Annotated in this window: 26 protein-coding genes and 1 tRNA gene; 18 read left to right on the top strand and 9 right to left on the bottom strand. The window is 63.8% G+C overall.

Going from position 1 to position 25,289, the window contains the following annotated elements; all coding sequences use genetic code 11:
- The first annotated feature begins 32 nt into the window (after positions 1 to 32).
- The 5 genes from BLQ70_RS19625 (at position 33) to paoC (ending at position 5,285) form a co-directional block, all read left to right on the top strand.
- Positions 33 to 875 (top strand): IS110 family RNA-guided transposase, encoded by an 843-nt coding sequence (locus BLQ70_RS19625; protein ID WP_425284617.1) that lies wholly within the window; start codon positions 33 to 35, stop codon positions 873 to 875.
- On the top strand, positions 869 to 1,042 hold the full coding sequence (locus BLQ70_RS26260; RefSeq protein WP_425284616.1) for a hypothetical protein: 174 nt from the start codon (positions 869 to 871) through the stop codon (positions 1,040 to 1,042). The genes BLQ70_RS19625 and BLQ70_RS26260 overlap by 7 nt, the downstream gene beginning before the upstream one ends.
- 449 nt (positions 1,043 to 1,491) lie before the next feature.
- Positions 1,492 to 2,127, top strand: coding sequence for an aldehyde dehydrogenase iron-sulfur subunit PaoA (gene paoA, locus BLQ70_RS19620; protein WP_091860752.1), 636 nt, complete (start codon positions 1,492 to 1,494; stop codon positions 2,125 to 2,127).
- Positions 2,124 to 3,074, top strand: a complete 951-nt coding sequence (locus BLQ70_RS19615) for an FAD binding domain-containing protein (protein ID WP_091860193.1) — start codon at positions 2,124 to 2,126, stop codon at positions 3,072 to 3,074. Before paoA ends, BLQ70_RS19615 begins: the two co-directional genes overlap by 4 nt.
- A 3-nt stretch (positions 3,075 to 3,077) precedes the next feature.
- Complete coding sequence (gene paoC, locus BLQ70_RS19610; protein ID WP_091860190.1) at positions 3,078 to 5,285, top strand: aldehyde oxidoreductase molybdenum-binding subunit PaoC; 2,208 nt, start codon at positions 3,078 to 3,080, stop codon at positions 5,283 to 5,285.
- A gap of 164 nt (positions 5,286 to 5,449) precedes the next feature.
- Here the strand turns inward: paoC and BLQ70_RS19605 are convergent, their stop codons facing one another.
- Entirely contained in the window at positions 5,450 to 6,316 is an 867-nt protein-coding gene (locus tag BLQ70_RS19605) for an aldo/keto reductase family oxidoreductase (protein ID WP_091860187.1), read from the bottom strand.
- A gap of 96 nt (positions 6,317 to 6,412) precedes the next feature.
- Between BLQ70_RS19605 and BLQ70_RS19600 the strand changes: the two genes are divergently transcribed.
- The 4 genes from BLQ70_RS19600 (at position 6,413) to BLQ70_RS19585 (ending at position 12,096) form a co-directional block, all read left to right on the top strand.
- A complete protein-coding gene (locus BLQ70_RS19600; RefSeq protein ID WP_091860184.1) occupies positions 6,413 to 7,321 on the top strand; it encodes a LysR family transcriptional regulator in 909 nt (302 codons plus the stop codon).
- Between the two features lie 377 nt (positions 7,322 to 7,698).
- On the top strand, positions 7,699 to 9,489 hold the full coding sequence (locus BLQ70_RS19595) for an ATP-dependent nuclease (protein WP_091860182.1): 1,791 nt from the start codon (positions 7,699 to 7,701) through the stop codon (positions 9,487 to 9,489).
- Between the two features lie 9 nt (positions 9,490 to 9,498).
- Positions 9,499 to 11,322 carry a UvrD-helicase domain-containing protein gene (locus tag BLQ70_RS19590; RefSeq protein WP_091860180.1) on the top strand — a complete coding sequence of 608 codons (1,824 nt, stop codon included), beginning with the start codon at positions 9,499 to 9,501 and terminating at the stop codon, positions 11,320 to 11,322.
- Positions 11,323 to 11,814: 492 nt separating this feature from the next.
- Positions 11,815 to 12,096 carry a hypothetical protein gene (locus tag BLQ70_RS19585; protein WP_091860178.1) on the top strand — a complete coding sequence of 94 codons (282 nt, stop codon included), beginning with the start codon at positions 11,815 to 11,817 and terminating at the stop codon, positions 12,094 to 12,096.
- On the opposite strand, the gene BLQ70_RS19580 is transcribed toward BLQ70_RS19585, so the two are convergent.
- Both BLQ70_RS19580 and BLQ70_RS19575 read right to left on the bottom strand, forming a co-directional pair.
- Positions 12,069 to 12,659, bottom strand: coding sequence for a hypothetical protein (locus tag BLQ70_RS19580; protein ID WP_091860176.1), 591 nt, complete (start codon positions 12,657 to 12,659; stop codon positions 12,069 to 12,071). The two genes, BLQ70_RS19585 and BLQ70_RS19580, sit on opposite strands and share 28 nt — an antisense overlap.
- Before the next feature lie 82 nt (positions 12,660 to 12,741).
- On the bottom strand, positions 12,742 to 13,302 hold the full coding sequence (locus BLQ70_RS19575) for a hypothetical protein (protein ID WP_091860174.1): 561 nt from the start codon (positions 13,300 to 13,302) through the stop codon (positions 12,742 to 12,744).
- Positions 13,303 to 13,566: 264 nt separating this feature from the next.
- Here BLQ70_RS19575 and BLQ70_RS19570 point away from each other — a divergent pair, with 264 nt between their 5' ends.
- The 7 genes from BLQ70_RS19570 (at position 13,567) to BLQ70_RS19540 (ending at position 19,177) form a co-directional block, all read left to right on the top strand.
- On the top strand, positions 13,567 to 13,917 hold the full coding sequence (locus BLQ70_RS19570; RefSeq protein WP_091860171.1) for a hypothetical protein: 351 nt from the start codon (positions 13,567 to 13,569) through the stop codon (positions 13,915 to 13,917).
- A complete protein-coding gene (locus BLQ70_RS19565) occupies positions 13,905 to 14,123 on the top strand; it encodes a hypothetical protein (RefSeq protein ID WP_091860168.1) in 219 nt (72 codons plus the stop codon). Before BLQ70_RS19570 ends, BLQ70_RS19565 begins: the two co-directional genes overlap by 13 nt.
- 162 nt (positions 14,124 to 14,285) lie before the next feature.
- Positions 14,286 to 15,143: a 3'-5' exonuclease gene (locus BLQ70_RS19560; protein WP_091860165.1), complete on the top strand. Its 858-nt coding sequence runs from the start codon at positions 14,286 to 14,288 to the stop codon at positions 15,141 to 15,143.
- The gene (locus BLQ70_RS19555; RefSeq protein ID WP_091860162.1) at positions 15,143 to 15,514 is read left to right on the top strand and encodes a hypothetical protein; all 372 of its coding nucleotides are present in this window, start codon (positions 15,143 to 15,145) and stop codon (positions 15,512 to 15,514) included. The genes BLQ70_RS19560 and BLQ70_RS19555 overlap by 1 nt, the downstream gene beginning before the upstream one ends.
- Complete coding sequence (locus BLQ70_RS19550; RefSeq protein ID WP_091860159.1) at positions 15,511 to 16,335, top strand: DNA adenine methylase; 825 nt, start codon at positions 15,511 to 15,513, stop codon at positions 16,333 to 16,335. The genes BLQ70_RS19555 and BLQ70_RS19550 overlap by 4 nt, the downstream gene beginning before the upstream one ends.
- Positions 16,336 to 16,426: 91 nt before the next feature.
- Positions 16,427 to 17,560 carry a DNA-methyltransferase gene (locus tag BLQ70_RS19545; RefSeq protein WP_091860156.1) on the top strand — a complete coding sequence of 378 codons (1,134 nt, stop codon included), beginning with the start codon at positions 16,427 to 16,429 and terminating at the stop codon, positions 17,558 to 17,560.
- Between the two features lie 246 nt (positions 17,561 to 17,806).
- Positions 17,807 to 19,177 (top strand): site-specific DNA-methyltransferase, encoded by a 1,371-nt coding sequence (locus BLQ70_RS19540; RefSeq protein ID WP_091860153.1) that lies wholly within the window; start codon positions 17,807 to 17,809, stop codon positions 19,175 to 19,177.
- Here BLQ70_RS19540 and BLQ70_RS19535 read toward each other — a convergent pair.
- Positions 19,169 to 20,065 (bottom strand): hypothetical protein, encoded by an 897-nt coding sequence (locus BLQ70_RS19535; protein WP_091860150.1) that lies wholly within the window; start codon positions 20,063 to 20,065, stop codon positions 19,169 to 19,171. The genes BLQ70_RS19540 and BLQ70_RS19535 overlap by 9 nt on opposite strands.
- A 64-nt stretch (positions 20,066 to 20,129) precedes the next feature.
- Here BLQ70_RS19535 and BLQ70_RS19530 point away from each other — a divergent pair, with 64 nt between their 5' ends.
- A complete protein-coding gene (locus BLQ70_RS19530) occupies positions 20,130 to 20,771 on the top strand; it encodes a DNA-3-methyladenine glycosylase family protein (protein WP_091860147.1) in 642 nt (213 codons plus the stop codon).
- Here BLQ70_RS19530 and BLQ70_RS19525 read toward each other — a convergent pair.
- The 5 genes from BLQ70_RS19525 to BLQ70_RS19510 form a co-directional block, all read right to left on the bottom strand.
- Positions 20,734 to 20,818, bottom strand: a tRNA-Tyr gene (locus BLQ70_RS19525). The two genes, BLQ70_RS19530 and BLQ70_RS19525, sit on opposite strands and share 38 nt — an antisense overlap.
- 34 nt (positions 20,819 to 20,852) lie before the next feature.
- The gene (locus BLQ70_RS19520) at positions 20,853 to 21,743 is read right to left on the bottom strand and encodes a reverse transcriptase family protein (protein ID WP_091860144.1); all 891 of its coding nucleotides are present in this window, start codon (positions 21,741 to 21,743) and stop codon (positions 20,853 to 20,855) included.
- The gene (locus BLQ70_RS19515) at positions 21,733 to 22,038 is read right to left on the bottom strand and encodes a helix-turn-helix transcriptional regulator (RefSeq protein WP_091860141.1); all 306 of its coding nucleotides are present in this window, start codon (positions 22,036 to 22,038) and stop codon (positions 21,733 to 21,735) included. The genes BLQ70_RS19520 and BLQ70_RS19515 overlap by 11 nt, the downstream gene beginning before the upstream one ends.
- 37 nt (positions 22,039 to 22,075) lie before the next feature.
- Positions 22,076 to 22,243 carry a hypothetical protein gene (locus BLQ70_RS25705; protein WP_170843476.1) on the bottom strand — a complete coding sequence of 56 codons (168 nt, stop codon included), beginning with the start codon at positions 22,241 to 22,243 and terminating at the stop codon, positions 22,076 to 22,078.
- A 608-nt stretch (positions 22,244 to 22,851) separates the two neighbouring features.
- The gene (locus tag BLQ70_RS19510; RefSeq protein WP_091860138.1) at positions 22,852 to 24,270 is read right to left on the bottom strand and encodes an integrase family protein; all 1,419 of its coding nucleotides are present in this window, start codon (positions 24,268 to 24,270) and stop codon (positions 22,852 to 22,854) included.
- Positions 24,271 to 24,644: 374 nt separating this feature from the next.
- Between BLQ70_RS19510 and BLQ70_RS19500 the strand changes: the two genes are divergently transcribed.
- Positions 24,645 to 25,232: a hypothetical protein gene (locus tag BLQ70_RS19500; protein WP_091860134.1), complete on the top strand. Its 588-nt coding sequence runs from the start codon at positions 24,645 to 24,647 to the stop codon at positions 25,230 to 25,232.
- The last annotated feature ends 57 nt before the right edge of the window (positions 25,233 to 25,289 follow it).

Raw genomic sequence — 25,289 nt, 5'->3', positions numbered from 1 at the left:
ATCTCGGCAGATCCAAGAGGGAGGAAGTCGCGATGTTCTATGCTGCGCTGGATGTGTCGCTGCGCTCGGTGGCGATCTGCATCATCGACCATGACGGGAAGATTTGCCTGGAGCGCTCGGTGCGCTCCGACGTTCCCGATGTCCTTCTTTGCCTCGCGGGGTTCGACCAGCCGATCCATCAGGTCGGGTTTGAGGCCGGTGCGCTGACACAGCCCATCACCTACGGACTGACGGAGGCTGGCTACGACGTCGTCTGCATGGAGGCGCGTCAGGTCGCGGCTGCGCTTTCAGCCATGCGAAACAAGACGGACAAACACGACGCCCGTGGCATCGCCCAGATTCTCCGGTCGGGGTGGTACAGCCGGGTGCATGTGAAGAGCGTCGAGAGCCACCACATGCGAGCGCTGCTGACGAGCCGCAAGGTGATGCAGCGCAAGTGCATCGACCTCGAGAGCGAGATCCGTGGCCTGTTGCGGATTTTCGGCGTCGTACTACCTCTCCGCTTATCCCGAGGCGCTTTCGATGCCGCTGTGCGCGAGACAATCGAGGCCGATCCTGCGCTCAGCCATGCGCTCCTGCCAATGCTGGAGGCGCGGGCGGTGCTCTTCGAGACCTTCACCGAGCTCGATCGGCGGGTGAAGCGGGCCGCGCGCGAAAATGCGATCTGTCGACGCTTCATGACCGTGCCGGGCGTTGGCGAGATCACCGCCCTCAGCTTCAAAGCTGCCGTGGACGATCCTGCCCGCTTCAAGAGCTCTCGCACGGTCGGAGCTCACTTTGGACTGACGCCCAGGCGCTTCCAGTCCGGCGAGACTCCCATGCCGGTGACGTCGACGTTCGTGCTGCGCTCTACGCGGCCGCGAACGCCATGCTGATGCGCTCGATCACCTGGTCGAGCCTCAAGGCTTGGGGTGTCAGGCTCATGACGACCAAGGGCCGTCGGCGCGCCATTGTCGCGGTGGCCCGCAAGATCGCCGTCGTGCTCCATCGCATGTGGGCCGATGGTACTGACTTCTGCCTGGGATCGGAGGCTGCGGCATGACCTGACCACAGCTCTCAGCGATCCTGGGCCGGGATCGTCCCACGCGGACGAAGGAATGGATGAAGCCGAAAATGTCTGCTGCGCTTCAAAGCGCGTCCAAAAGCGAGGCTCTCCAGACCCAATCCGATGCATGCGTGCAGCGGCTTCGCTCGACAGAAGCCACCAGACTGCGAAGAGAAGCGTGACCCGCGTGAACGAGACCCCGGCACAGAGGTGCAATCCGAGCTTGACCCAACCGCCCGATTAGAGAAGCGGACATTCGAGCGTCCCCGGACAGCGGACGTTCACGACGGGCCGAACCGCTGAGTTTCACAAGTGCGCTGACGATCTCGTGTGTGCGGCATTTTAGATTGAGAATGAACTAGCCGCCGCTTCAGCCGTTCTCCTTCGCAACGCAACTGGCTCGGGAGCGATTTGCCGGATGCGGTTTGTCGAAATCGGAGGCGGATATGCCAACTCCCAGACAACTGGAAATGAACCGACGTGACCTGATGGTCGTCGCCGGCGCCTGTGCCGCCTTTTCTACGACCGCCGGGGGAGCGCGTGCTCAGCCGGCGCCAGCGGGAGAGCCTGTGCTGAGCGAGGTTTCGTTCAGCGTGAACGGGCGCAACCACAGGCTCGAACTCGATACTCGCACGACCTTGCTGGACGCTCTGCGCGAGCAACTCCACCTGACCGGCACCAAAAAGGGCTGCGACCATGGTCAGTGCGGCGCCTGCACGGTGCTGTTGGACGGGCAGCGGATCAACTCCTGCCTGACCCTGGCGATCATGAATGCAGGTGCGGAGATCACAACGATCGAGGGGCTCGGCGGCGTCGACAACCTTCACCCGATGCAGGCGGCTTTCGTGAAGCACGACGGCTTCCAATGCGGTTACTGCACACCCGGCCAGATCTGCTCCGGCGTCGCGGTCCTCGACGAGATCAAGGCCGGCATCCCGAGCCATGTCAGCCACGATCTGACCGGCGCCATGGCGCCGACCGCGGCCGAGATCCGCGAGCGCATGAGTGGCAACATCTGCCGCTGCGGCGCCTATTCCAACATCGTCGAGGCGATGACCGAGGTGGCGGGGAGGCAGGGATGAGAGCTTTCTCCTACGAAAAGGCGAGCTCGCCGGCCGATGCCGCAGCCGCCGCGGCAAGGAGCCCCGACGCGAAATTCATCGCCGGCGGCACCAACCTGCTCGACCTGATGAAGCTGCAGATCGAGACGCCGACGCATCTGATCGACGTGAACGGGCTGGGACTCGACAAGATCGAGTCGTCCCCGGATGGCGGGCTGCGTATCGGGGCGCTGGTCCGCAACACCGCGCTGGCGGCGGACGAGCGGGTCCGGCGCGATTATGCGGTGCTGTCGCGGGCGCTGCTGGCGGGGGCGTCCGGCCAGTTGCGCAACCGTGCCACTACGGCCGGAAATCTGTTGCAGCGGACGCGCTGCCCTTATTTCTACGACACGGCACAGCCCTGCAACAAACGCCGGCCCGGCAGCGGCTGCTCGGCGCTCGGCGGGTTCTCGCGCCAGCTGGGCGTGGTCGGCATCAGCGACGCCTGCATCGCGACGCATCCTTCCGACATGGCGGTGGCGATGCGGGCGCTCGACGCCACGGTGGAGACGGTGAAGCCCGATCGATCGACCCGCTCGATCCCTGTCGCGGACGTGCATCGGCTGCCGGGCAATACCCCGCATGTCGAGACCGTGCTGGACAAGGGCGAACTCATCACCGCGGTGACGCTGCCGAAGCCTGTCGGCGGCACGCAGATTTACCGCAAGGTGAGGGACCGCGCGTCTTACGCCTTCGCGCTGGTCTCGATTGCGGCCATCGTGCAGCGCGACGGCAGCGGCCGGATCGCGCTCGGCGGCGTCGCGCCCAAGCCCTGGCGCGTCGAGACGGCGGAGGCGGAGCTGCCCCGCGGAGCGAAGGCCGCTGCCGAAGCGATTCTCGCGGACGCCAAGCCGACCCGTGAGAACGCATTCAAGCTGCCGCTGGTCGAGCGCACGCTCGGCGCGGTGCTGGCGCAAGCGAGGGGCTGAGCCATGAAATTCGACAAGCCGGCAACCGACAATCCGATCGACCGCCTGCAGGTGGTCGGACAGCCGCATGATCGCATCGACGGCGCCCGCAAGGTCACCGGCACGGCCCGCTACGCCTATGAACAGCATGACGTCGTGGCGAACCAAGCCTATGGCTATGTGCTCGGTGCAGGCATCGCCAAGGGTCGCATCGCTTCGATCGAACTCGACGCCGCGCGAAAGGCGCCGGGCGTCCTCGCGGTGGTCACGGCCAGAGAGGCCGGCGATCTGAAGAAGGGTCCGCGCAACACCGCCTGCCTGCTCGCGGGGCCGGAGGTGGAGCATTATCATCAGGCGGTCGCGCTGGTGGTGGCCGAGAGTTTCGAGCAGGCGCGCGCGGCGGCCAGCCTGATCAAGGTGGAGTATGTGGCCGCCGAGGGCGCCTTCGACCTCAACGCGGCGAAGGACAAGGCCGTGAGGCCCGAGGGCGACGATCCCAGCCTCAACGACACCCATGTCGGAGATTTCGCGGGCGCCTTCGCAAGCGCGCCGGTCAGCCTCGACGAGACCTATACGACGCCCGACGAAAGCCATGCGATGATGGAACCGCATGCGACGCTGGCTGCCTGGGAAGGCGATAAGCTGACGCTCTGGACCGCCACCCAGATGGTCGCCTGGGGCGTCACCGACATGGCGACGACGCTTGGCATCCCCAAGCAGAACATCCGGATCGTCTCACCCTTCATCGGCGGCGGCTTCGGCGGCAAGCTGTTCCTGCGTGCAGACGTGCTGCTGGCGGCGCTGGGCGCGCGCCTGGCCAAGCGGCCGGTCAAGGTCGCGCTGACGCGCCCGCTGATGATCAACAACACGACACACAGGCCGGCGACGATCCAGCGCATCCGGCTGGGTGCGACGAAAGAGGGCAAGATCACCGCGATCGGCCATGAGAGCTGGTCGGGCGATCTCAAGGGCGGCGGGCCGGAGGTCGCGGTGCAGCAGACGCGGCTGCTCTATGCCGGCGCCAACCGGATGACGGCGATGCGTCTCGCCGAGCTCGACCTGCCGGAAGGCAACGCCATGCGCGCGCCCGGCGAGGCACCCGGCCTGATGGCGCTGGAAATGGCGATGGACGAAATGGCCGAGAAGCTCGGGATGGACCCGATCGCCTTCCGGCTGCTGAACGACACGCAGGTCGACCCGGAGAAGCCGAAGCGGCCCTTCTCGATGCGGCGCTTCGACGAGTGCTTCCGGGTCGGCGCGGAGCGTTTCGGCTGGTCGCAGCGCTCGGCGCAGCCCGGCCGGATGCGCGAGGGCAACTGGCTGATCGGCCTCGGGGTCGCCGCCGCCTTCCGCAACAATCTCGTGATGAAATCGGGGGCGCGCGTCAGCCTCGATGCCAAGGGGATCGTCACCGTCGAGACCGACATGACCGACATCGGCACCGGCAGCTACACCATCATCGGCCAGACAGCCTCCGAAATGCTGGGCGTCGATCTCGACAAGGTGGTGGTGAAGCTGGGCGATTCGGCCTTCCCCGTTTCGGCCGGTTCAGGCGGGCAATGGGGCGGCAATAGCTCGACGGCCGGCGTCTACGCCGCTTGCGTGAAGCTGCGCGAGGCCGTGGCGCAGAAGCTCGGCATCAACTCGACCGAGGCCATCTTCGCGGGCGGCGAGGTGAAGGCGGGCAATCGCAGTCTCTCGCTGGCGAGCGCGACCGAAGCCGGACCGCTGACGGCCGAGGACACCATCGAATACGGCGACCTCGACGAGACGCACCAGCAATCCACCTTCGGCGCCCATTTTGTGGAGGTAGGCGTCGATGTGGCCACGGCCGAGACGCGGGTCAGGCGCATGCTGGCGGTCTGCGCGGCCGGGCGCATCCTCAACCCGAAGACGGCGCGTAGCCAGGTCATCGGCGCGATGACGATGGGTGTAGGCGCGGCGCTGATGGAGGAACTGGCGGTCGACAAGCGCCGAGGCTTCTTCGTCAACCACGATCTGGCCTCCTACGAGGTTCCGGTGCATGCCGACATCCCGCATCAGGAGGTGGTCTTCCTTGACGAGACCGACCCGATGTCCTCGCCGATGAAGGCGAAGGGGGTGGGCGAGCTCGGGATCTGCGGGGTCGGCGCTGCCGTGGCCAACGCCGTCTACAACGCCACCGGCGTGCGCGTGCGTGACTATCCGCTCACGCTCGACAAGCTGTTGGCGCGGATGCCTGATGCGGCTTGAGTGGCTTTAGTCATTCCCGCACGTCACCGATCCAGCCGTTGCCTGTAACGGATACCGGAGTGAGCAGCGGTAGGCGCCACTTCCCGACGTTGGCGCTGCACCCTAAAGCGGACTTGTGAGCCGAGCGCCCTGCTACCTGCCGCGCGATGCGGCGCGCGTCTGCTTCAGGCGGCCCGCCCGATCGAATGCAGGCGAGCCAGCGTCGCATCGTCGAGAACGACTTGGGCCGCAGCGAGGTTTTCGCGGAGGTGGGTTCGCGATGAGGTGCCGGGGATCAGGAGGATGTTGGGCGAACGGCGCATCAGCCAGGCCAAGGCGGTCTGCAGCGGAGACACGCCCAGAGTGGCGGCTACATCCGACAAGGTGGTCGACTGCAGTGGCGAAAACCCACCGAGCGGGAAAAACGGCACATAGGCTATGCCCGCGGCCGCCAGTTCGTCGATCAGAGCGTCGTCATGCCGGTGGGCGAGATTGTACTGGTTCTGGACGCAGGCGACCTCAACCACCGCACGGGCCTCGGCCACCTGTTTCGGCGTCACATTGCTGATGCCGACATGGCGCAGCAGCCCTTGCTGCTTGAGCTTGGCGAGCGCCTCGACCTGCGGCGCGATGCTTCCTTCCGCGGGTCCGTGCACATCGAACATCGCGCGGAAATTCACGGCATGCAGCTGGTCCACGCCCAGATTGCGCAGGTTGTCGTGGACGGCGGCGACCAGGTCGTTCGGCGAGTTTGCCTCGATCCAGGCCCCGTCGCTGCCCCGGCGGGCACCGACCTTGGTGACCAGGGCTAGCTCGTCCGGATAGGGGTGCAGAGCTTCGCGGATGATCTGGTTGGTGACATGGGGCCCGTAAAAATCGCTGGTATCGATATGGTCGACTCCGCTGGCAATCGCCTCACGAAGGACCGCGATAGCTTCGTCTCGGTCACGCGGGGGGCCGAAGACGCCCTTTCCAGCGAGTTGCATGGCGCCATAGCCCATCCGCTTCACCGTGCGGCTGCCAAAGACGAAGGTTTGATTGTCGGCGGTCATGGCGATCTCCTCGATTGCGTACGGTTTCGAGGTAGGGCGCTTGCGGCTTGATGATAATCCTGCACAATCCGAACAGTCTGTGCGGCTCAACGAACAATGCGACCTAGCCTGACCGACCTTGATGTGTTCGTCGCCATCGCGCGCGCCGGCGGATTTCGCGGAGCTTCGCGCGCAACCGGGGAAAGTCCGTCCGGGCTCAGCGAGAGGATGCGCCGGCTTGAAGACAGGCTCGGCATCCGCTTGTTGAATCGTACCACCCGCAGTGTTGCGCTCACCGATGCGGGGCGAGATCTGCTCAGCAAGCTGGAGCCGGCGCTGCGCGAAGTCGAGGCGGCGCTCGACGTCGTCAACGGCTACAAAGAGCGGCCTGCCGGCACATTGCGGCTCAATGTTCCTGTCAGCGCCGCACGCCTGGTCCTGCCGACCATCGTCCCGCCCTTCCTGGCGGCCTATCCGGATATTCGCCTTGAGGTCATCGCCGAGGATGATTTTGTCGACCTGCTGGCTGCGCGTTGCGACGCCGGCATCCGCTACGACGAGCGCCTCGAGCCCGACATGATCGCGCTTCCAATCGGCCCTCGGGTCCAGCGCTTCGCTACGGTGGCCTCAAAGGCTTACCTCGATCGTCGCGGCACCCCCGGCGAACCGCGCGACCTGCTGCAGCACAGCTGCATCCGCGTCCGCTTTCCCCAGCGTGCCCTCGCGCCATGGGAGTTCGAGCGCAACGGCCAGACGCTGCTCGTCGACCCGCCGGCCGTGCTGATTGTCCAGCCGGGCGGCGTCGCCGATCTCGCGATCGCAGCTGCGATCGCCGGTATTGGCATCGTCACCATTTTCGAGGATTGGGTCCGGCCGCATTTGGAGACAGGGGCCCTCGTCCCAGTTCTTCCGGAATGGTGGCTGAGCTTCTCCGGACCTTTCCTGTATTACCCGGGGCGGCGCCTCGTGCCCACGCCGCTGCGCGCCTTCATCGACTACATCAAAAAACTGCCTTCGCCGATCTAGCACACCGCCGCATTAACAATCGCGACACTCTCAAACTCTTCTGCGCCACTTCCTGACAAGGGCAGTTGCCAGAAAGCGGGCGTTCGCGGCTGATCATGCTGCGGGCTGTGTTCGACCCGTAGCAGTCAATCTGTGTTTCGGGCTCAAGCGCAAAGCGAGCCAGTCCAACACCGTGCTGAACGGGGAGCCGGCCAGATTGCCAATCTTCGTCTAGGTTTCGCCCGTTCTTTGCGCTCGCGTGCACGCACTTAGCGCGATGGCCCGATATGGTTGCTTAAAGCAGCACATGCTGCAGAAGGGACGAGTGACGTTCCATCGATTTGGGGCTAACTGTGAAATAGAAGAAGATTTGAGAGGGATAGCACTGGGGGGCTGCTTTGAAGATTTACGCCGTTGCGATTGATAATTTCAGGGGTATCAGTTCAACCAAGCTGGTTCTGCCCGATCACGCCGTCCTCATCGGCGACAACAACACCGGCAAGTCCTCCGTTCTCGAAGCCATAGATCTTGCGCTTGGGCCGGATCGACTGAGCCGCCGGCCTCCTGTCGATGAGCATGATTTCTATGAGGGCAAATATCTGCCCTTGGCTCCGGCTGAGGAGGGCGCAGAGCCGCAGCCCGCCCCGCAAATCACCGTCGAGGTCACGATCATCGGGCTGTCGGAGGAACAGGAAGCCCGATTTGGCGGCAATATCGAGTGGCTCAACATCGAGACGGGGGATTTCTTCACGGACGCAAACCCCGCAGGCGTGGACGCAGCCAATATCAAGGCGGCGCTGCGCGTCACCTTCATCGGGGCATACGACGCCGATGAGGACGATTTCGTCGGCAACACCTATTACGCACGCAGCCTGACAGAGGAGGAGACGCCAACGCCCTTCTCCAAGAAGGACAAGCAGCATTGCGGCTTTCTCTTCCTGCGCTCGTTGCGAACCGGCTCGCGTGCGCTCAGTTTGGAGCATGGCAGCCTGCTCGACATCATCCTGCGGCTGAAGGAAATCCGACCGCAAATGTGGGAAGGCACGATCGGCACGCTGGCTGCCTTCGATGTGGCAAGCGACCCCGCGATCGGCATCTCGGGCGTGCTCGACAGCATCGACAAGTCGCTGAAGAAATATGTACCGCGGGAATGGGGCGTGAAGCCGCATCTCAAGGTTTCGAACCTCACGCGCGAACATCTGCGCAAGGTTGTAACCGCCTTCATTGCCACCGGCGATGGTGCACATGCCGCGCCCTTCTTCCGGCAGGGCACTGGCACGATCAACATGCTGGTGCTGGCGATGCTGTCGCAGATTGCCGAGGACAAGCAGAACGTCATCTTCGCGATGGAGGAGGTCGAGACCGCAATCCCGCCCTATGCTCAGAAGCGGATAGTTCACGAGCTACGCAAGCTGGCCGCCCAGTCGATCGTCACCTCGCACTCGCCGTATGTCCTTGAGGAATTCAAGCTCGACGAGACGGTGATCTTGTCACGGGCGAATGATGGCGTCCTGAAACAGGCGCAGATTGCGTTGCCCGACAGCGTGAAGCACAAGCGCTATCGCCAGGAGTTTCGGACACGCTTTTGCGAAGGCCTGCTATCCCGGCGTGTCCTCATTGCGGAGGGCGCGACCGAGGCGAGTGCTTTTCCGGTGGCGGCTCGCCGCCTCGCTGAGCTGAAACCCGCCGTCTATGCCTCGCTTGAGGCGCTAGGCATCTGCATCATCGACGCAGGTACCGAGTCACAGATCGCCGATCTCGCCGGGCTCTATAAGGGTCTCGGCAAGCGGACGTTCGCACTGTGCGATAAGCAGACCGACCCCGCGAAAGCCGCTATCGAAGCCCAGGTCGAGCGCCTGTTCATGCATGAGGAAAAGGGCATCGAGGATCTGATCCTCAAGAACACGTCCCAGGCCGCGCTTGCGCGCTTTTCCGATGCGCTCGATTGGTCGCCGCACCTATTGCAGAAGTTCCCCGATCCGAAGACCAACGTGATCGCCGCGCTGAAAGAATATTTCGGATGGGCGAAGGGCAACTGGGGGATCGCGGATTTCCTTGGGCAGTGTTCCGAGGCCGAAATCCCGTCGTGGATTCGCGACGCCTGCGTGGCCCTCAAGGCGCTTTGCGATCCGCCGCCCGCGCCTCCGCAAGGGAATGGCCATGACGCAGCCGTCGAGCCCGTCGAATAGGGGGGACGGATGGTCGATCTGACTCCCGTGCAGAAGGATGTCCTGACCGCCGACGGGCACCAGCTCGTCGTGGGCGGTCCTGGCTCCGGCAAGACCACCGTTTCCATTTTGAAGGCGGCGAAGACCGCCCGTGAGAAACTCAGGCCGGGGCAGCGCATCCTATTCCTTGGTTTCGCGCGTGCGACGGTCTCGCGGGTCTTCGAGGCGATCGACGAAGAGCAGTCCGTCACGAAGGAGGAGAAGAAGCGGATCGAGGTCGATACTTATCACTCCTTCTTCTGGCGCATTCTCAAGGCGCACGGCTATCTGATCGGGTTTCCGCGCCGGATGGCAATTCTGACGCCGCCTAACGAGGCGATCGCGCTTTCAGCGATCCGCAGCGCCTTCAAGGCGCCGTCCAAGCTCTCGGACGAGGAGAAGGCGCAGAAGGCCGCACTGGAGATTGCCGAGCGGATGCGACTGGCGACCGAGGAAGGCAAAATCTGCTTCGACCTGTTCGCGGAGCGCGTGGCCATCCTGTTGCACGGCTCCGCCAAGGTCCGCGATCTCGTATCGACCATGTACCCTTTCATCATCCTCGACGAGTTTCAGGATACCAGCGCCCAGCAGTGGCGCGCGGTCGAGGCAATCGGGAAGAGCAGCACGCTGGTCGCGCTGGCCGACCCCGAACAGCGCATCTTTGATTTCATCGGCGCGGACCCGGAGCGTCTTGACCACTTCAGGGAGGCTTTCAAGCCTTCCGAGCACGATTTGGCCGGGGACAACCATCGCAGCAAGGGGACGGACATTGCCTTGTTCGGCAACCACCTCCTTACCGGCAAATTTCGGGAAGAAGAGTATCACGGTATCGATTACGAGGGGTTTGCCTCGAATTCTAATCAGGCTTTCGCCTCGCTTATCGCTCAGGTTCTGAAAGCGCGTAAGCGTCTAATCGCGACGGGCCGCCGGGACTGGTCGCTTGCGATTCTGGTGCCGACGAAGCGTATGACCCGGCTGGTCTCCGACAATCTGCGCGTGCCCTTCGGCAACGTGCCTCCGATCGCGCACACGGCCGCCGTCGACATGGAAGGCCCGATCCTAGCCGCGGAGGTGATTGCCTTCCTTCTCCAGCAGCGAAGTCACGCCGGCTGCTTTGACGAATTCGTCGATGTGCTTTGCAGCTATTTCAGCGGCCGAGGAGGCCAGGCGCCGACGAAAGGCGATCTGACGGAAGCGGCGCGTTTTCGCTCGGCGCTGGGCAAGTGGAATGACTGCCTCGCGAAGGGAAAGGCCGTTCCGGCGAACAGCGTCTTGCAAGCCACGTTCGCGGTCCACGAGGCTGCAACGGCTGTTGCGCTGACTAGCCAGCCCGACGGCGACTGGACCGCCGTTCGAGCGGTGCTTGAGGCTGGGGCCTGCACTCGGCTCGCCGAGGTTGCGAAGGAGGCGCGCAACGTCCGGCTTCTCGAACGCGGCACGCAGCTCCGGCAAAGCTTGTCGCAGGACTGGCGCGATACCGGCGGATATAAGAACGCGCTGGCTGTCACTCGCCAAGCGTTCGTGCAGGAGCATTTCGCGACCGCTCACAAGCCGGAGTCGGGTGTCGTCGTGATGAATATGCACAAGGCCAAGGGGAAGCAATTCGATGAGGTCATCATCTTCGAAGGATGGCCAAAACGCTACAAGGGCGAGATCGTCGGCAACCCCGATCGCATTGTAGGCGGAAATGTCCGCGCGGGGGCGATGACGCAGGCTCGGCAAAATTTCCGCGTGAGCGTGACGCGCGCGAAAACCCGCACGACTATCATGTCGCCCAACGACGATGTGTGCGTGCTCCTACTTCCTGCCGAGTGAGGATCGATGAAATCGGAAACCTCCCGTCGGCAACACGAGCGCAGTGCCGATAGGAGGGATTTGGAGGGCTATGGACGAGACGTCGTGGTCATCATCGCACGGCGCGGCGCAGCAGCGCATCGGCATCGAGACTGACCGCCGCGGTTTACCGCTCCAAGAATGTCGTCTTCCTAGAGCAGACCTAAGTTTCCGAAAGGGCCGCCCCCGTCTGTTCAACTGACAAGCCCATCAGGCTGCCCTGAAGCAGACGTTCCAGACGTCGGCTAGGGGCCATCAGCTCACTATAGCATCGGACAATGCTCGCCTGGCGGGCTGTACGTATCCCGCAACAAATCCGATTCATTTCATGCGTGTAACGGGGGGACGCCCTAGCGATGAGCAGGATCCGCTGCATGACGTAGGATCCTTCTTAACGAAGCGATCGAGGAGAGCTGGACTGCAGCAGATTCCATGTGAGAGTCTCTGGGTCCACCGGCCGCCGAGGAGGACATCATGAGCAACCACGCTTTCAATCTTGAGATGGGCGCGGCTGTCATCGGCAACGGGCTGGCCAACGCCATCGTCGCGAACAATGTCCGTCGTCGTGAGGAACGCCACCAGGCTGCAGCCGAGGCTAACTCCGTCGCCTCGGTTCGCCGCCTCGCCGCGATGCTCGCCGCAGCCCAAAGAGAAATCGCCGCTTCCCGAGCGCGGGAAGCCGCGATGCAAGAAGAGATCGATGGCCTGCGCTTCGATCTGCGGCGTACTCAAGCGGCTTTGAGCCGGGCGCTCTGATCCTCGCCCTCGTAGTCGTGGAAAATTCTGATTTCGCCGTCGCTGCACATTTCGGGCTTGGGCGCCCGCTCCAGCGCGTCAAAATATAGTTGCTTCTGCGAGCCGCTGCCGACCGGGGCCGCGGTCATCGGCCTCGCACCGATGCTAGGCACCCCCGCGAGGTGGTCCGCCGGGCAGCGCGGCGAGAGGTGCAGCTCGATGGCCGGGATCGACGCCTTGATAAGCGCGCGTGCGCCGGCATGCGTCAGATCGTCGAGCATGCTCACGAACGCCGCCGGCTGACCGTCGAGCGAAGGCGGCCGCGATCCGGTGATCATCGCGATCGCATACGTATATGCGATCTCGGCCTGCGACGTTGCCGCAGTCGCCTTGGCTGCGGGGGCGGCCTGCTTGGCCTGCTCTGCCTCGATTACTGCGTCTGCCACTTCGCCGGCGGCGGTGGTCATCGCCTGGGGCTGCGGGATGATCGAGAGGACCATCGCTCCAGTGTAGCGACAGACCGTCCAAGCCATTTTCGGGATCGCGAGCAGCGCGCGGCCGATCGCCTTCAGAATTGATTTCATGTGTGCCTCCTCGGGGCCGGGAGCGGCCTTGAGGAGATCTTGCCGGGGCGGTTCGCAAGCCACAAACGCGTACGTACGCAGGTCACATCGTGAAGTGTGCGGTCACCTCGCGCGGTAGTTCGAGAACCTCGGCGCCGTCGGGGACCGCGTCGACGGCGTACCATGTCACGCGCTCCTCGCCTCGGCCGGCCATGTAACCGATGTAGCCGCTGGGCGTTCTGAAGAAGCTGCCGACCGGGATCGTCGCTTCGTAGCTGTCGAGCCGCGCACGCTGATGCGACCGCCCGTACCGCTTGCGCGCGGCCTTGGCCGCCGCCTCGGCGTCTCGCTTCTGGCGCAGGTACGCGAGCCGCTCGGGATTGCCGTGGGCGAGCATTGCAGTCTCGACTGCCTCGCCGTAGCTCTTCATCGCCGGATCGACGACCTCGATCGCGCCATCGCCCGGCAGGTAATACAGCGTGCTCTCATCGTCGGAGACGCCGGCCCACTGCACCAGAATATAGTCCTTCGGCGCATACCGGATCGCGTAGCCCTGGTCGCAGACTCTGATGTCCTTGCGGATATCCCATCGGTCGTTGAAGTCCCGCCCATTGCCGACGCACAGCGCCATGCTGATACGGTCGTCAAATTCGATCTTCTTCATAGTGTGCCTCCGGTAGCGAATCCGAAGATACAGCGCGGCTGGATTCGCTCCAAATGGACGTTTAATTTTTTACCCCATAAAATATTCGCCTCTCGACCGGTCATTATGACCAGTCCGCGAAAATAAATATGGAGCCAATAATCCAAGCCCTCTTCGGGTTTTCGCCTCTGAAGCTCCCCGCGGCCACGAAGAAGCTTCGACGCTACTTGACGACTACCCGCGACGCGCCAACCCTGTGATGCCACAACCGCACAGGAGGCCCTCATGGGCGATGTCGTCCGTCTATTCAAAACGCCGGTGCCGAAGACGATCTCTCGGCACGACTACATCGAATCCATCCTCGCGTTGGGCCGCGATGCCGGCCCGAAGATGACGCCCCGCCAGGTCGTAGAGGCTGCTCGCGAGGGGGCGTGGCGCGAAGCCCACAACGTCGTGCAGGGCTGCGCGGATCTGACGTGGGAGCCCGACGAGCGGGAGGCCCTCGGCGTTGTCTCGACCATCGACGATGAAGGTGTCCTCGCGGACCTGCGCAAGCTCGCCAGCGTCGTCGTGGCTTGCGACATGATGCTCGACAGCTGGCCGGCCGAACCGGAGACGACCCCGTGTGCGCGCTGACCGAAGTCCAGGTCCGCGAGACGCTCCGCCTGGCCGTCGCCGAGTCCGGCATCGCGGACTGGAGCGCCCGGCACGCGGTCTCGCGCACGTACGTTCAAGACGTCCTCGCAGGCCGCCGGGCCCCCGGTCGATCGATCCTGGCGGGGCTGGGTCTGACGAAGAGGACCGTCTTCCAGCGCGTCGGGGACGCGACCCACGACATGTAGTGGGGAAGAATAAGTGCAAGACGCAAGGGCGATCTTGGTTAACAGGTTCTAGTCATTCCCAAGGATAGACGCGTTAACCTTCCGTTCTTCCGAGGAAGAAAAGTCGTTGACCGAAGCATATCAAGCGAGAAACCCTGTACGCGTATTCGGAGACACTCAGTCATGACGCTTACCGTCACCAGCATCGAAGTCGCCACCCCGCCCGCCGATCGGCTCGCCTTCCTGCGCGCCGAGCAGAAGAGCCTCAAGAAGGAAGAGGAGGCCGTCCGCTCCGGTCTGCTTTCCGACCGCGAGAGCCGCGTCGGCACCACGCACTACGCCATCGTTTCCGACCGCCAGCGCAAGGCCGTCGACTGGCAGGGGCTCGCCCGCAGCTTCCAGCCGACCGAGGCGCAGATCGAGGCGTTCACGTCGACGTCGGATTACCAGCAGATCGACCTCGTCGACGTGCCCCGCGTCGCTGACGTCCTCGCGCTGCTCGACAGCCCGCTCCTCGTCCTGGATTCCGAGACCACGGGCTTCTCGCCCATTCACGACCGGATCGTCAGCCTCGCCGCGCTGCCCGGACGCCTCGTCGATGGCGCCTTCGTGCCCGGCAACAGCGCCCGCTGGGTCTTCAACCCCGGCAAGCCCTGCCACCCGAGCGCCACGGCGGTCCATGGCATGTCGGACGACTACCTCTCGACCCTGGCCGCGATCAATCAGATCGATGGGCTGGCGATCTCGCGGGTGCTATCGGATTGCGTCATCGTCGCGCACAATGCGCCCTTCGACATTGGCTTCGTCGACGCCGCCCTCGATCGCCTCGGGATCGGGCGTCCGGCCGTGCCGGTGATCGACACCCGCATCCTGGCTAAGATCATCTGGCCGGGCGAGAAGGCCACCCTCGACGCGATGTCCGAGCGGCTCGGCGTCGACCGCTCCGAGAGGGCGGACGGCCTGCACGACGCGCTCGGCGACTGCCAGCTGCTCGCCCGCTGCCTGCCAGCGCTGCGCGATCTCCTCCAGGAGCGCGTGTGATGACGCCGTCGGAATCCCGCGCCCGCCTCGCCGATCTGCGCTCGCAGGCCCTGGCCGCCGGGCTGACCAGCGCCGTCGCCGGCGTCGATATCCGGCTCGGACTCGCCGCGGTCCGAGCAATCCAGGATCTAGAGCGCGCTCTGGCCGAGGCCCCGGCGCCCGACGCGATCAAGCGGGCGCACACTGATATCGTCGCCGAACTGGACGCCTCCACCGCCTCGCCGGCGAGCCCGATCGCGCCGAAGAAGCCCGTGCTCGGCGCCGCGAAGCCCGCTCAAGCGACGGGCGTCCTGCCGAGGCCGAGGCAGCCGCCGGCGGTGGTAAGGGGCCCCACGGGGCCGGACCAGTGGGACCTGGAGATCCCCGTATGAAGCGATCGCTATTCCGGTGTTTCGGCGGCAAGTACACGATGGCGAAATCGATCATCGCGCTGCTGCCGCCGCACCGCGTCTACACCGAGCCGTTCGGCGGCGCGGCTTCGGTTCTCATGCGCAAGCCACCGTCGCCGGTCGAGGTCCTCGGGGACGCCGACCTCGATATCGTCTCGTTGTACCGGTGCGTCCAGGACCCCACGCTCTGCGCGATGCTGGTCATGAAGATGACCTGGACGCCTTTCTCCAGCGCGGAGTTCGAGCGCGCTTGCACGGAGACCGGCGGACTGCCGCTTGAGCGCGCATGGCGCGTCATCGTCCGCAGCGCGATGGCCTTCAGCCCGGAGCGTGTCTACGCCAAAATCTCGGGATTCCGACGCTCGACGGGCTCGGCGACCTTGCCGGCGAGCTACGACTGGTCGACGTATGCCGACGCCCTTCCGGCTTTCCGCGATCGTCTTCGCCGCGTCATCATCGAGCACGGTGATGCGATCTCGACGATGCGGCACCACGATCATCCGGACACGCTGCATTATGTCGACCCGCCGTACGTGCCGGCGACCCGGACGTCGCGGCACGGCTACGTGCATGAGCTCGACGACGACGGCCAGGCTCGGCTGCTGGAATGCCTGCGTCAGCTGAAAGGCATGGTGATCCTCTCTGGCTACGACAGCGCTCTCTATAGCGACGGCCTGCCGGGCTGGTCGTTGATCCGGCGCAACGTCAGGGACAGCGCCCGGCGCGAGAGGACCGAATGCCTGTGGCTCAACCCGTCGGCCGCACTCGCCGGCGAGTCCCAGACGCCCCTGTTCGCGGCCTAGCCCCGGCCCTGCCTGCGACCGTCCGAGAGGGCGGTCTCGGGGAGCGCCAAGCCCGGTTCTCCTTCGTTGCTGTTGCGTGAGTGAGTTTAGTATGTCCGACAAGCCGATTTACGCCGACCTCGTACCCGGTCGCGTCGTCCTGCGCCAGGGCGACTGCCTCGCTGGCCTGCGCCGCCTGCCCGACGCTTGTATCGACAGCATCGTGACCGACCCGCCGTACGGATTGTCCGAGAATCCGCCGCCAATCGCTGACGTGCTGCGCGCTTGGCTCGCCGGCGATGACTACGCTCACCGCGGCGGCGGCTTTAAGAAGAATAGCTGGGACGCCTTGGTTCCAGGCCCGCCGATCTGGAAAGAGGCGCTGCGCGTTCTCAAGCCCGGCGGCCATCTTGTGGCCTTCTCGGCGGCACGGACGGCATACGCGCTAACGACGGCCATCGCGATCGCGGGTTTCGAGATCCGGAATACGCTGGCTTGGATTCACGCGGACGGCGGTGGCGCGTACAACCACGCGATAGATCAGCGATTCGAAAAGCTGCTCACAACCGGGCGATCCAGCCGCGCCCCCGGCGTAAAGCCCGAGGGAAAGGTCTGGATGAAGGACACCGGCGGCAAGGTCGCGGTCACGCAGCCGGAGGCGTTGGCGTGGAGGGGGTGGGGAACCGGCCTGAAGCCCGCCCAGGAGCCCATCCTGCTCGCTCGCAAGCCGATGATCGGCAGCTATGTCCCCAACTTGCGCGCCTACCGGACCGGCGCGTTGAACATCGATGGCTGCCGCGTCGACGATGGGACCATCGCCCGGCATCCTGCGAACGTAGTTCATGACGGCAGCGCCGAGGCGCTTTATGGCTTCTCCGGCGACAAGGCAGGCTTCTTTTTCTGCCCCAAACCCCGAGGCGATGACCGAGCCGGGAGCGGGCACGACACGATCAAGCCGGTCGATCTGATGCGGTGGCTGTGCCGCCTGGTAACGCCGCCCGGTGGGGTCGTTTTGGACCCGTTCGCGGGCAGCGGAACGACCGGCGTGGCCCTCGCTGAAGAGGGCTTCTATGGCATGCTGATCGAGCGCGAGACGCGCTACTGCGAGGACATTGTGAAGCGGTTCGCCAAGCCACCCCCGTCGATCGCGCAGGCGATCGAGGCCAAGCCCCGGAAGGCGCGCAAGGCGCGGCCGCCTGCGGTGACCGGCACCGAGCACCTTCAGGGCGACCTCTTCAGCGCGTGAGAAAACCCTCACGCTGGATTAGCTAGCCCGCTCAGTCGCTTGCGGGGAAGCGGCGGTCTCGTTCGGGGCCGCCGTTCGCGTTTTTCCGCGCCGATAACGATTTTTACGCAGGACGATAGGTCCGCGACGGTGCGGTCGCGTCATCGGCGTTGGATAAAAATCGCAGCGGCCAGATAACTCGTTTACCCGCGAATCCGACAGCTCTACACCAAGCGTGTGGTAACCAAATGATTTGGAGAGCGTCGGGTGGCAACAGGCATCAACCGCCAGGAACAGCTAGGCGAGGACGCACTGACAGCCGTCCTTCCACACCGTGATCCGTACCCTCTACCGGAGGCAGCATGCGAACCGGTGCTGTCGTATCCCGGGCGCCTGACGACCGATGAGATCCTCCAACCCCTGGCGAGCGGGTTCGCTACCGTTTCAGCAGACGGCGCCCTTACCCCGTCCCCGATTATCCCGAACTCGGTCGTACTCACCGACAACCTGTTCGGTCTGCACCAGATGATTGCCAATGGCACCAAGGCGACGCTGATCTATCTCGACCCGCCCTACAATACGGGCCTGGATTTCCAATCACGCCAGCTAGAGCATTCCTATAAGGACAGCCAAGGTGTCGCCGCTTACGTCGAATACATGCGGCGCCGGCTCGTCCTCATGCGCGAGGTCCTTGCCGACGACGGGTCGATCTACGTCCACATCGGCCATCAAATGGTTTCGCACCTGCGAGTGGTGATGGACGAGATCTTTGGTGCGGCCAACTTTCGGAACCTGATCAGCCGGCGGACTTGCAGCAGCAAAAACTACACCCGCAACCGCTATTCCAACATGAACGACTACGTCCTCTTCTATTCGAAGACGGCCAACTTCAAGTGGAACCAACCGGGCGAGAAGCCGCCCGAGGAATGGATTGCGAAGGAGTACAACAAGATCGGTCCTAAAGGACGATACAAGCTCGTTCCAGTTCATGCCCCCGGCACGCGCAACGGCGCCACGGGCGGTTTGTGGAAGGGCATGATGCCGCCGCCCGGGAAGCACTGGCAGTACCTACCGTCTAAGCTCGACGAGATGGATGCGAACGGCGACATCCACTGGTCGAAGACCGGAAACCCAAGGCGGAAGGTTCATCTCACCGACGACAAGCTGGTCCCGTACACGGATTCCTGGACGAACTTCCGTGATGCTCACCACCAGAGCATCGAGATCACCGGCTACCCGACCGAGAAGAACCTGCACATGATGCGGATGATCGTGGGCGCCAGCAGCGATCCGGGGGACCTGGTGCTCGATCCATTCTGTGGTTCGGGGACGACGCTGCGTGCGGCCGAGGATCAGGGACGCCGTTGGATCGGCTTCGATCAATCCTTCGCGGCGATCAAGGCCACGCTTAAGCGCTTGCGGCACGGATCAGAGAAGATGGGCGACTATGTCGATCGGGGCCGGACTGACGATGAGGACGATCCGAAGGTAGTCGACCTGTTCGGGGCTCCGGACGGCAAAAATAAAGTCGAGACCAAGCCCCCATCTAATCGGGCCGCCGTGAACTTCACGTTCGCCGTTGACGAGGAACTGATCGACCCGTTCCGGAACGAGATCTCGGCGTTGGCCTCAACTTGAGGCGACGCGCATAAGCCAATCCTGGGTGACGCGAACGTCGGCAAGCTTCATCGTCGTCACCCGGACATTGCCGTCCCATTGGCCATCGAGGTCGCAGGCCTCGAACCATGTGTCCTTGTGACCGAGGCCTGGGCCGTCGGCGAGGAAGAGCAGGCGGAGCTGGTCGCCGCTCTTGTCGCAGTATTCCTTAGCCTTCGCGACCTTGTAGGCATTGCCTCCGGTGCGGTCGTCCGACTGGGCGCCGCCGCGGGTCGAATCGTACCGAGCAAACCCGACGGCGAGCACCTCTTGGGTGTCTGCCTTTCGGATGACGAAATCGCAGGGGTACTGTCCGGGGAAATCCTTGAAGATCGTATTGAGCTCGATGTCGCGGCCGGCGCCGCGTGGTCCCTCGATTGTCAGGACGTCCTTGAAGCGCTCTTCGAACCAATTGAAGAAGAGGTCGGTGAGGATATACCCCGACGCGCCGCGGGTATCGTACTCGCCGATCAGTGCCGCTAAAGCGGCCTTAGCGTCGGCCGAAAGTTCGGCAAACTGCTTTTTCAACACGTCGATCGGCTTGAAGGTGGTGCCGTAGTTTTCGACCAGGCTGAGCGTTGTGATCTTCAACTTCTTGGTCGTCTCGGTGTCGAGTACCGGCGACACGCAGCGCCGAAACATCTTCAGCAGCGACATCCGCTGGTCCGCCGGAATGCCCCTCTGACGAATGCGGTCCAAAAGCTCTGCGCTCGACTTCGCCTCGGCGATCATCTTGATGAAAAGGGCGATGTCGTCCTTGTATCGCTCGGCAAGCATGTCGAGGATCTCGGGAAATCGGATAGCAGTATCGATGGGGGTTATGGCCGTGTTGGGGTCATTGATCGTCGATAGGAATTTCTCGGTAGCCATCGACTGCGAATCACCTTGTACGGGGTGTTCAGGATCCGATTTGCCTTATGCTGGAGTCAATTAGGTGGACGACGCCGCCTTCCGTCATCTGCGCCAAGCCTATCCCTTTCTCGCGCCGCTATTCGACGATGTCGGACATCGCCCGGTGCCGCTGCCGCAGAACACTCCGGTGGACGAGGCGGTGGTGAAAACCGTCATCGGTCAGATGCTGTCTTCGAAAGCCGCAGCATCGATCCACGCCAGGGTTGTGGTCGCATGCGACGAGCGCCAGTGCCGCGCTTGGGACCTGCCAGAGAACCTCCTGCGTACGGCCGGGCTGTCGGGGCGCAAGATCAGGACTATCCAGGAATTCGGAGCGGGGACCGTCATTCGTGCCGAGGAGATCCGCGCTTGGCCGGAGATGGCGTTCGACGACCTGCGCCGGTCCGTGTCGTCGTTCTGGGGGTTGTCGGAATGGACGGCCGCTATCCTGGCAATATTCCATTTCGGCCATGTGGACGTCTTGCCACTCAGTGATGGCTCGATCGCCCGCGCCATCAAACTGATAGAAGGCTCGCTGTCGAAGGACGCTAGGTTCGATCCAGAGGCGGCGCGACCTTACGGCACATACCTCAGCATGGCGCTCTGGGCATCGCTCGATGATGGCTACTGGAAGCGGTCATCTATGGTGGTGGGGGAAGCAGGACTCGAACCTGCGAAGGCATAGCCAGCGGATTTACAGTCCGCCCCCTTTGCCGCTCGGGACATTCCCCCGTTGCGCGGCTTATCGATCTACAGCGGCTGGCTGTCAATTCTGCAGCGTCGCCGACACCTTTTGGATTTGGGCTAGCTGACCCTTGAGGCCATCCAACTTCTCCTGAGCCTTCTTCGTCTGCCGCGATCCGGCTTCCTTCGCGGCGGCGACGGCCAAACGCAGCTTACGAAACTGCTTGTGCGGAACCTCGATGCCGGCGGCCGTCACGATGACGCCCGTGATCTCGGCGGGACGATCGTAGAAGGCCTTCTCCTTGTGGTGGCGCAGGCCGGATCGGTGGATCGCTTGCCTGATCTCCCAAACCAGGCTTTCTGACACCTTGTCGCCGGAAACCGTCACGTCGTCGACGTAGACGGTCAGTGTCAGCCCCTCACGGCGGCAGATCGCCGCGATCTCGTTCCACATGTCGTAGTGCGCGAAGAAGGCCATGATCGGACTGAGGGGGCTGCCGGTCGGCAGGTGCTCTCGATAGCAGGCGAGCTTCGTCAACGTTCCGGCCATGGACCGGTCGCACTTCATCACCGACGAAAAGAACCAGAAGACCCGTCGCGAGGTCGTGTTCGGGAAGTACTTGTGAATGTCGAGCGAACGCACAACGCGGTGGCCACGATGCTGTGCGGCGTTCGTCACGTAGCAGCGCCGCTTCACAGGGCAGAACAGAAACTCCGGTGGGGTGATGCGCGAGAGCAGGGTCGCCAATCGGCTCTGGGCCTGCTTCAGCAGCTTGGCGGGGTCTTCGATGTGCCGGGTGCCATCGCCGTTCTTCTTCGGAACGTCGCTCTCACGGTAAAGCGTGTCCGCGTACTTGGTGAGATATCGAAGCTGCGCATCGGTCAGGTCGAGCAACTCGCCCAGCCGGCGGCGCCGAACCAGCCGATAGAGACTGGACTGACCCAGATCGTGCGTCGTTCGCTTAATCGGCATCGACCTTCTCGGCCTTCGCTTCGAGGAACTGCATCAGCTTGATAATTTTGCCGGCAACAGCAGTGCGAGCCGCCTCGACGGCGCGGGTCTGCCCCATGTTCTCGGAGAAATACATGATCGACGATGCCGGAATCCGGTATGTCTCCGCGTACTTCTCGACGAGCTCCAGCGTCGGCTTCTTCTTGCCCTTCTCGACCTCGGACAGATATGACGCCGACACGCCGAGAGCCTTCGCCGCCTCGGCCTGCTTCATGTCGTGGAACACCCGGATCAAGCGGAGCGCCTCGTTCAACATCACATACTCCTGATGGCGTACAAGACAGGGCGACGGGCTAGTTCCGAAACTCGCAGTAGAGCTTGTAGAACGCCGCGATCACCTTCGTGATCCCGACGACGACAGCCACCGCCAGCCGAACAGTGAGCGGGCGCATCAGGCGCTTGGCCCAATTGAACCGGCTCGTCTTCGCCCGCCGCCGCTTCCGATCGAATTCACCTTCCATGAAGGCCTCCTCTGAACCAGCCGCCGCGAAATTGCGGCGACCCCTTCCAGGTCCGAGAGAAGTGGGCGGAAGCGCATTACCTGCATGTACGGGCGGCACCGCGCCCTTCGCGGTGCCGCCCGCCCCGTCGCCGCGGATGCCCCGCACGCGCCGGAGAGTTGGGTAGGAGGCTTGCGCCTCCCGCGAAGCCCCGCAGGGCTTCAGTGAGTGAAGGTCATCCCGTTCTCATTCGATGGCTAAGCCGTATCTGATTCTCTCGGGACCGCAAATGAAATTCGCTGACAGCGAATTTTATATCCACAGGAGAAGCGGCTCCGGCCCTCGCGCGCGCGAGGCGACCGGAGCAAGCATGAGCCAGTCGCGACAACATTGAGAAGCAGTTCCGAGCCCGTCCCCTAACGAGAAAGGCCCCGGATCGCTCCGAGGCCTTTCTCGTTACCCGCCTGCATAAGAGGCGACGATCGTGATGGCCGATGACCAAGCCTTTGGTCTGCCCGCCCGCTTATAGATGGGGCGGCTTGAGGCAGTTGGACCGCCCCGAACTCAAGCCCTGGTTAGCCCGCCCGCGAGGGGCGATGTCCGAAATATGCGGCCGGATTCGCTCTTCTTCAAGCGGCCGCCTTCGTTCCCTTCTTCGTCTTCTGCCTCTTGCGCCCGGCGGTGATCCCGTCGCGCAATGCGTCGAGATCTCCGAGCGCCAAGGCGGCCGCATGCTTTTCGATTAGCGCCGCCCAAGGCTCCAGCATGGCAGCCTTCCGGGCAAGGCGTCGTGCCCGGCTGTAGTGCTTCTCGGTGACGTCGTCGCCGCTCTTGCCCTCCGAGTGATCCAACACGAGCTTCAATTCCGAAGCGTCGAGGCCGAGGAGGTCTTCGAGGTGCGTCGTGAACCCGCGCCGAATGTCGTGGGGCGCAGCGTCAGACCCAGGAAGGGCGTCGAGGAGATGTGTCAGCGAATCGGCGTGGACATGCGAGACCTCGTCGCCTGCACGACGCGGGCGCGTCGCCGGAAACAGCCACGGCGATTCGCTTTCCTCGTCGGCCGCTACGGCCGCGATCCGCCGGCGAACCATTGCTGCGGGTGTCGATGGCAGCGGAAGGTCGTGCGTCCGCTTCTTCCCGCGTCCAGTCTTTCTATGGATCGGGGCGATGGCCCACGTCAGGCTTCCGTCGGGCTCTTCGATAAAATCCGTCAGCCTCGCATTGACGACCGAGCGACGGCGTTGCGCGGTGAAAAGCATCAGCAGGAGCGCATCGGCGAGCACCTCGTCGACGACGCCAGCCTGGGCAATCTTGAGGATGCGGCCAATCTCCGCCGGCGGCGGGACGTAGCCACCATCGTCTACACCCTCGCGGTTGGTTTTCTCAGGCGCCCGAAGCTGGGCCATATCAGTGCTGAGAACGCCAGACCGCAATTGCTGCGCATCGCCGGCGAGCCATGTCCAGAGCGGCCGGACAGCTTCGCAGAGATGCGCCGCATGCCGCTCGCGGCCGCTGCGATGGATCTCTGCGACGACCGTCGCGATCTCGCGGCGAGCGATGGAGCCGACGGGGCGGTCGCGCAGCGGGCGCATTTCGACGATGTTCAGCATGTCCCGTCGATCCGACCAGGTCCGCTCGCGGCGCGTCCTCTTCACCTCGGTCAGGTAATGCTCGACCGCCTCAGAGTAGGTCCAGGTCGTGGGCTTCGGTGGCGACACGTGCTCCGGCTCGGGCTTGGCGAGCACTCGCCGGCGGACAAGTTGATCATGAACCCACGCCTCCGTCGGACAGATATCCTGCTCGCGGATCAGCGTGCGAGCAGCGGCCGCGATCTCCCGCGCGACGGTCAGCGAGACGAGGTCGACCGGGCCGAGACGAAGGCGCTTGAATGAGCCGCCCCACATGAACCGAACGAGCCAGGAGGATCCCCGGGGCGCTGCGCGCAGGATAAGGCCGGCGGCGCCGGCGTCCGTCACGTCATAGCTCAAGCCCGCGGCGCCGTCGGCGAGGGCTTTTTTGACCGATGCCTCGGTGAGCTTCTTCGGCATGGAGAACGCCTCGCGAACTTGGACAGGATTTGGACAGGATTGTTAGAATCCCCAAACCCTATGCAGGCAAGGCCGATGGCGGTAATTTGGTTAATGATCGCGGTACCTAAGAGGGCTTAGCTACCGATATCGTTGCGCTTTTCGGGCTTGCCGAAGGCCTTCTTCCCCGCTACGCAGCGTGGCGGCGAGTTCCGAGACCTGCGGTTTCCTAAACCGTAGGTCAGGGGTTCGAATCCCTTCCGGGACGCCATTTCGCCTTTGGCGCGGCGATCACTGCGCGGCGCTTTGCGATGGCTCCGGATCGGCGCCGTTCTCGTGATTTATCCGGAATGACGGTGCTTCCGCCCCAAAGCTCCATGCTCTAAGCACGGATCATGGAGACCGTCTCGCCGCACGAACTCTTCACCCATATCCGCATCGTCCTGGGCATGGTCATCGGCCTGGGCATCACGCGGATGCTGGCCGGCCTTGCCGGCTTCATCCAGCATCCCGGCCGCTATCGCGTCTCGCTGCTCCACATGCTCTGGGTCGGCTCGATCTTGCTCGAGCTCGTGCTGTTCTGGTGGTGGGAGTTCGGGTTGTCGCGGATCCAGGCCTGGAGCTTCGGCGTCTACCTCTTCCTGGTCGGCTATGCCGTCGTGCTCTACCTGATCTCGGCGCTGCTGTTCCCGGACAACATCGCGGAATATGCCGGCTACGAGGATTTCTTCATCCGGCGCCGACACTGGTTCTTCGGCTTGCTGGCAGCGACCTTCCTGCTCGATGTCGTCGATACCCTGATCAAGGGCACCGAGCACTGGAGCCAGTTGAGCGGCGATTATCTCGTGCAGGTCCCGATCGGGATGGCGCTATGCCTGATCGCCTATGTCTCGGCGCGGCGCGGGGTGCACATCGCGCTCGCCAGCGTGCACATCCTCTACCAGGGCTACTGGATCGGGCGCGTCGTCTACTTCACGGGCTGAGAGAGCGCTCGGTTTCTAGAGCATCGGACTGAACGCCGTATTCAGTCCGATGCTCCA

The sequence above is a fragment of the Allobosea robiniae genome (genome assembly GCF_900102525.1).
GTDB lineage: Bacteria > Pseudomonadota > Alphaproteobacteria > Rhizobiales > Beijerinckiaceae > Allobosea > Allobosea robiniae.
The sequence above is the reverse complement of the archived record's forward strand: the minus strand, read 5'-3'. Positions and strand labels throughout refer to the sequence as shown.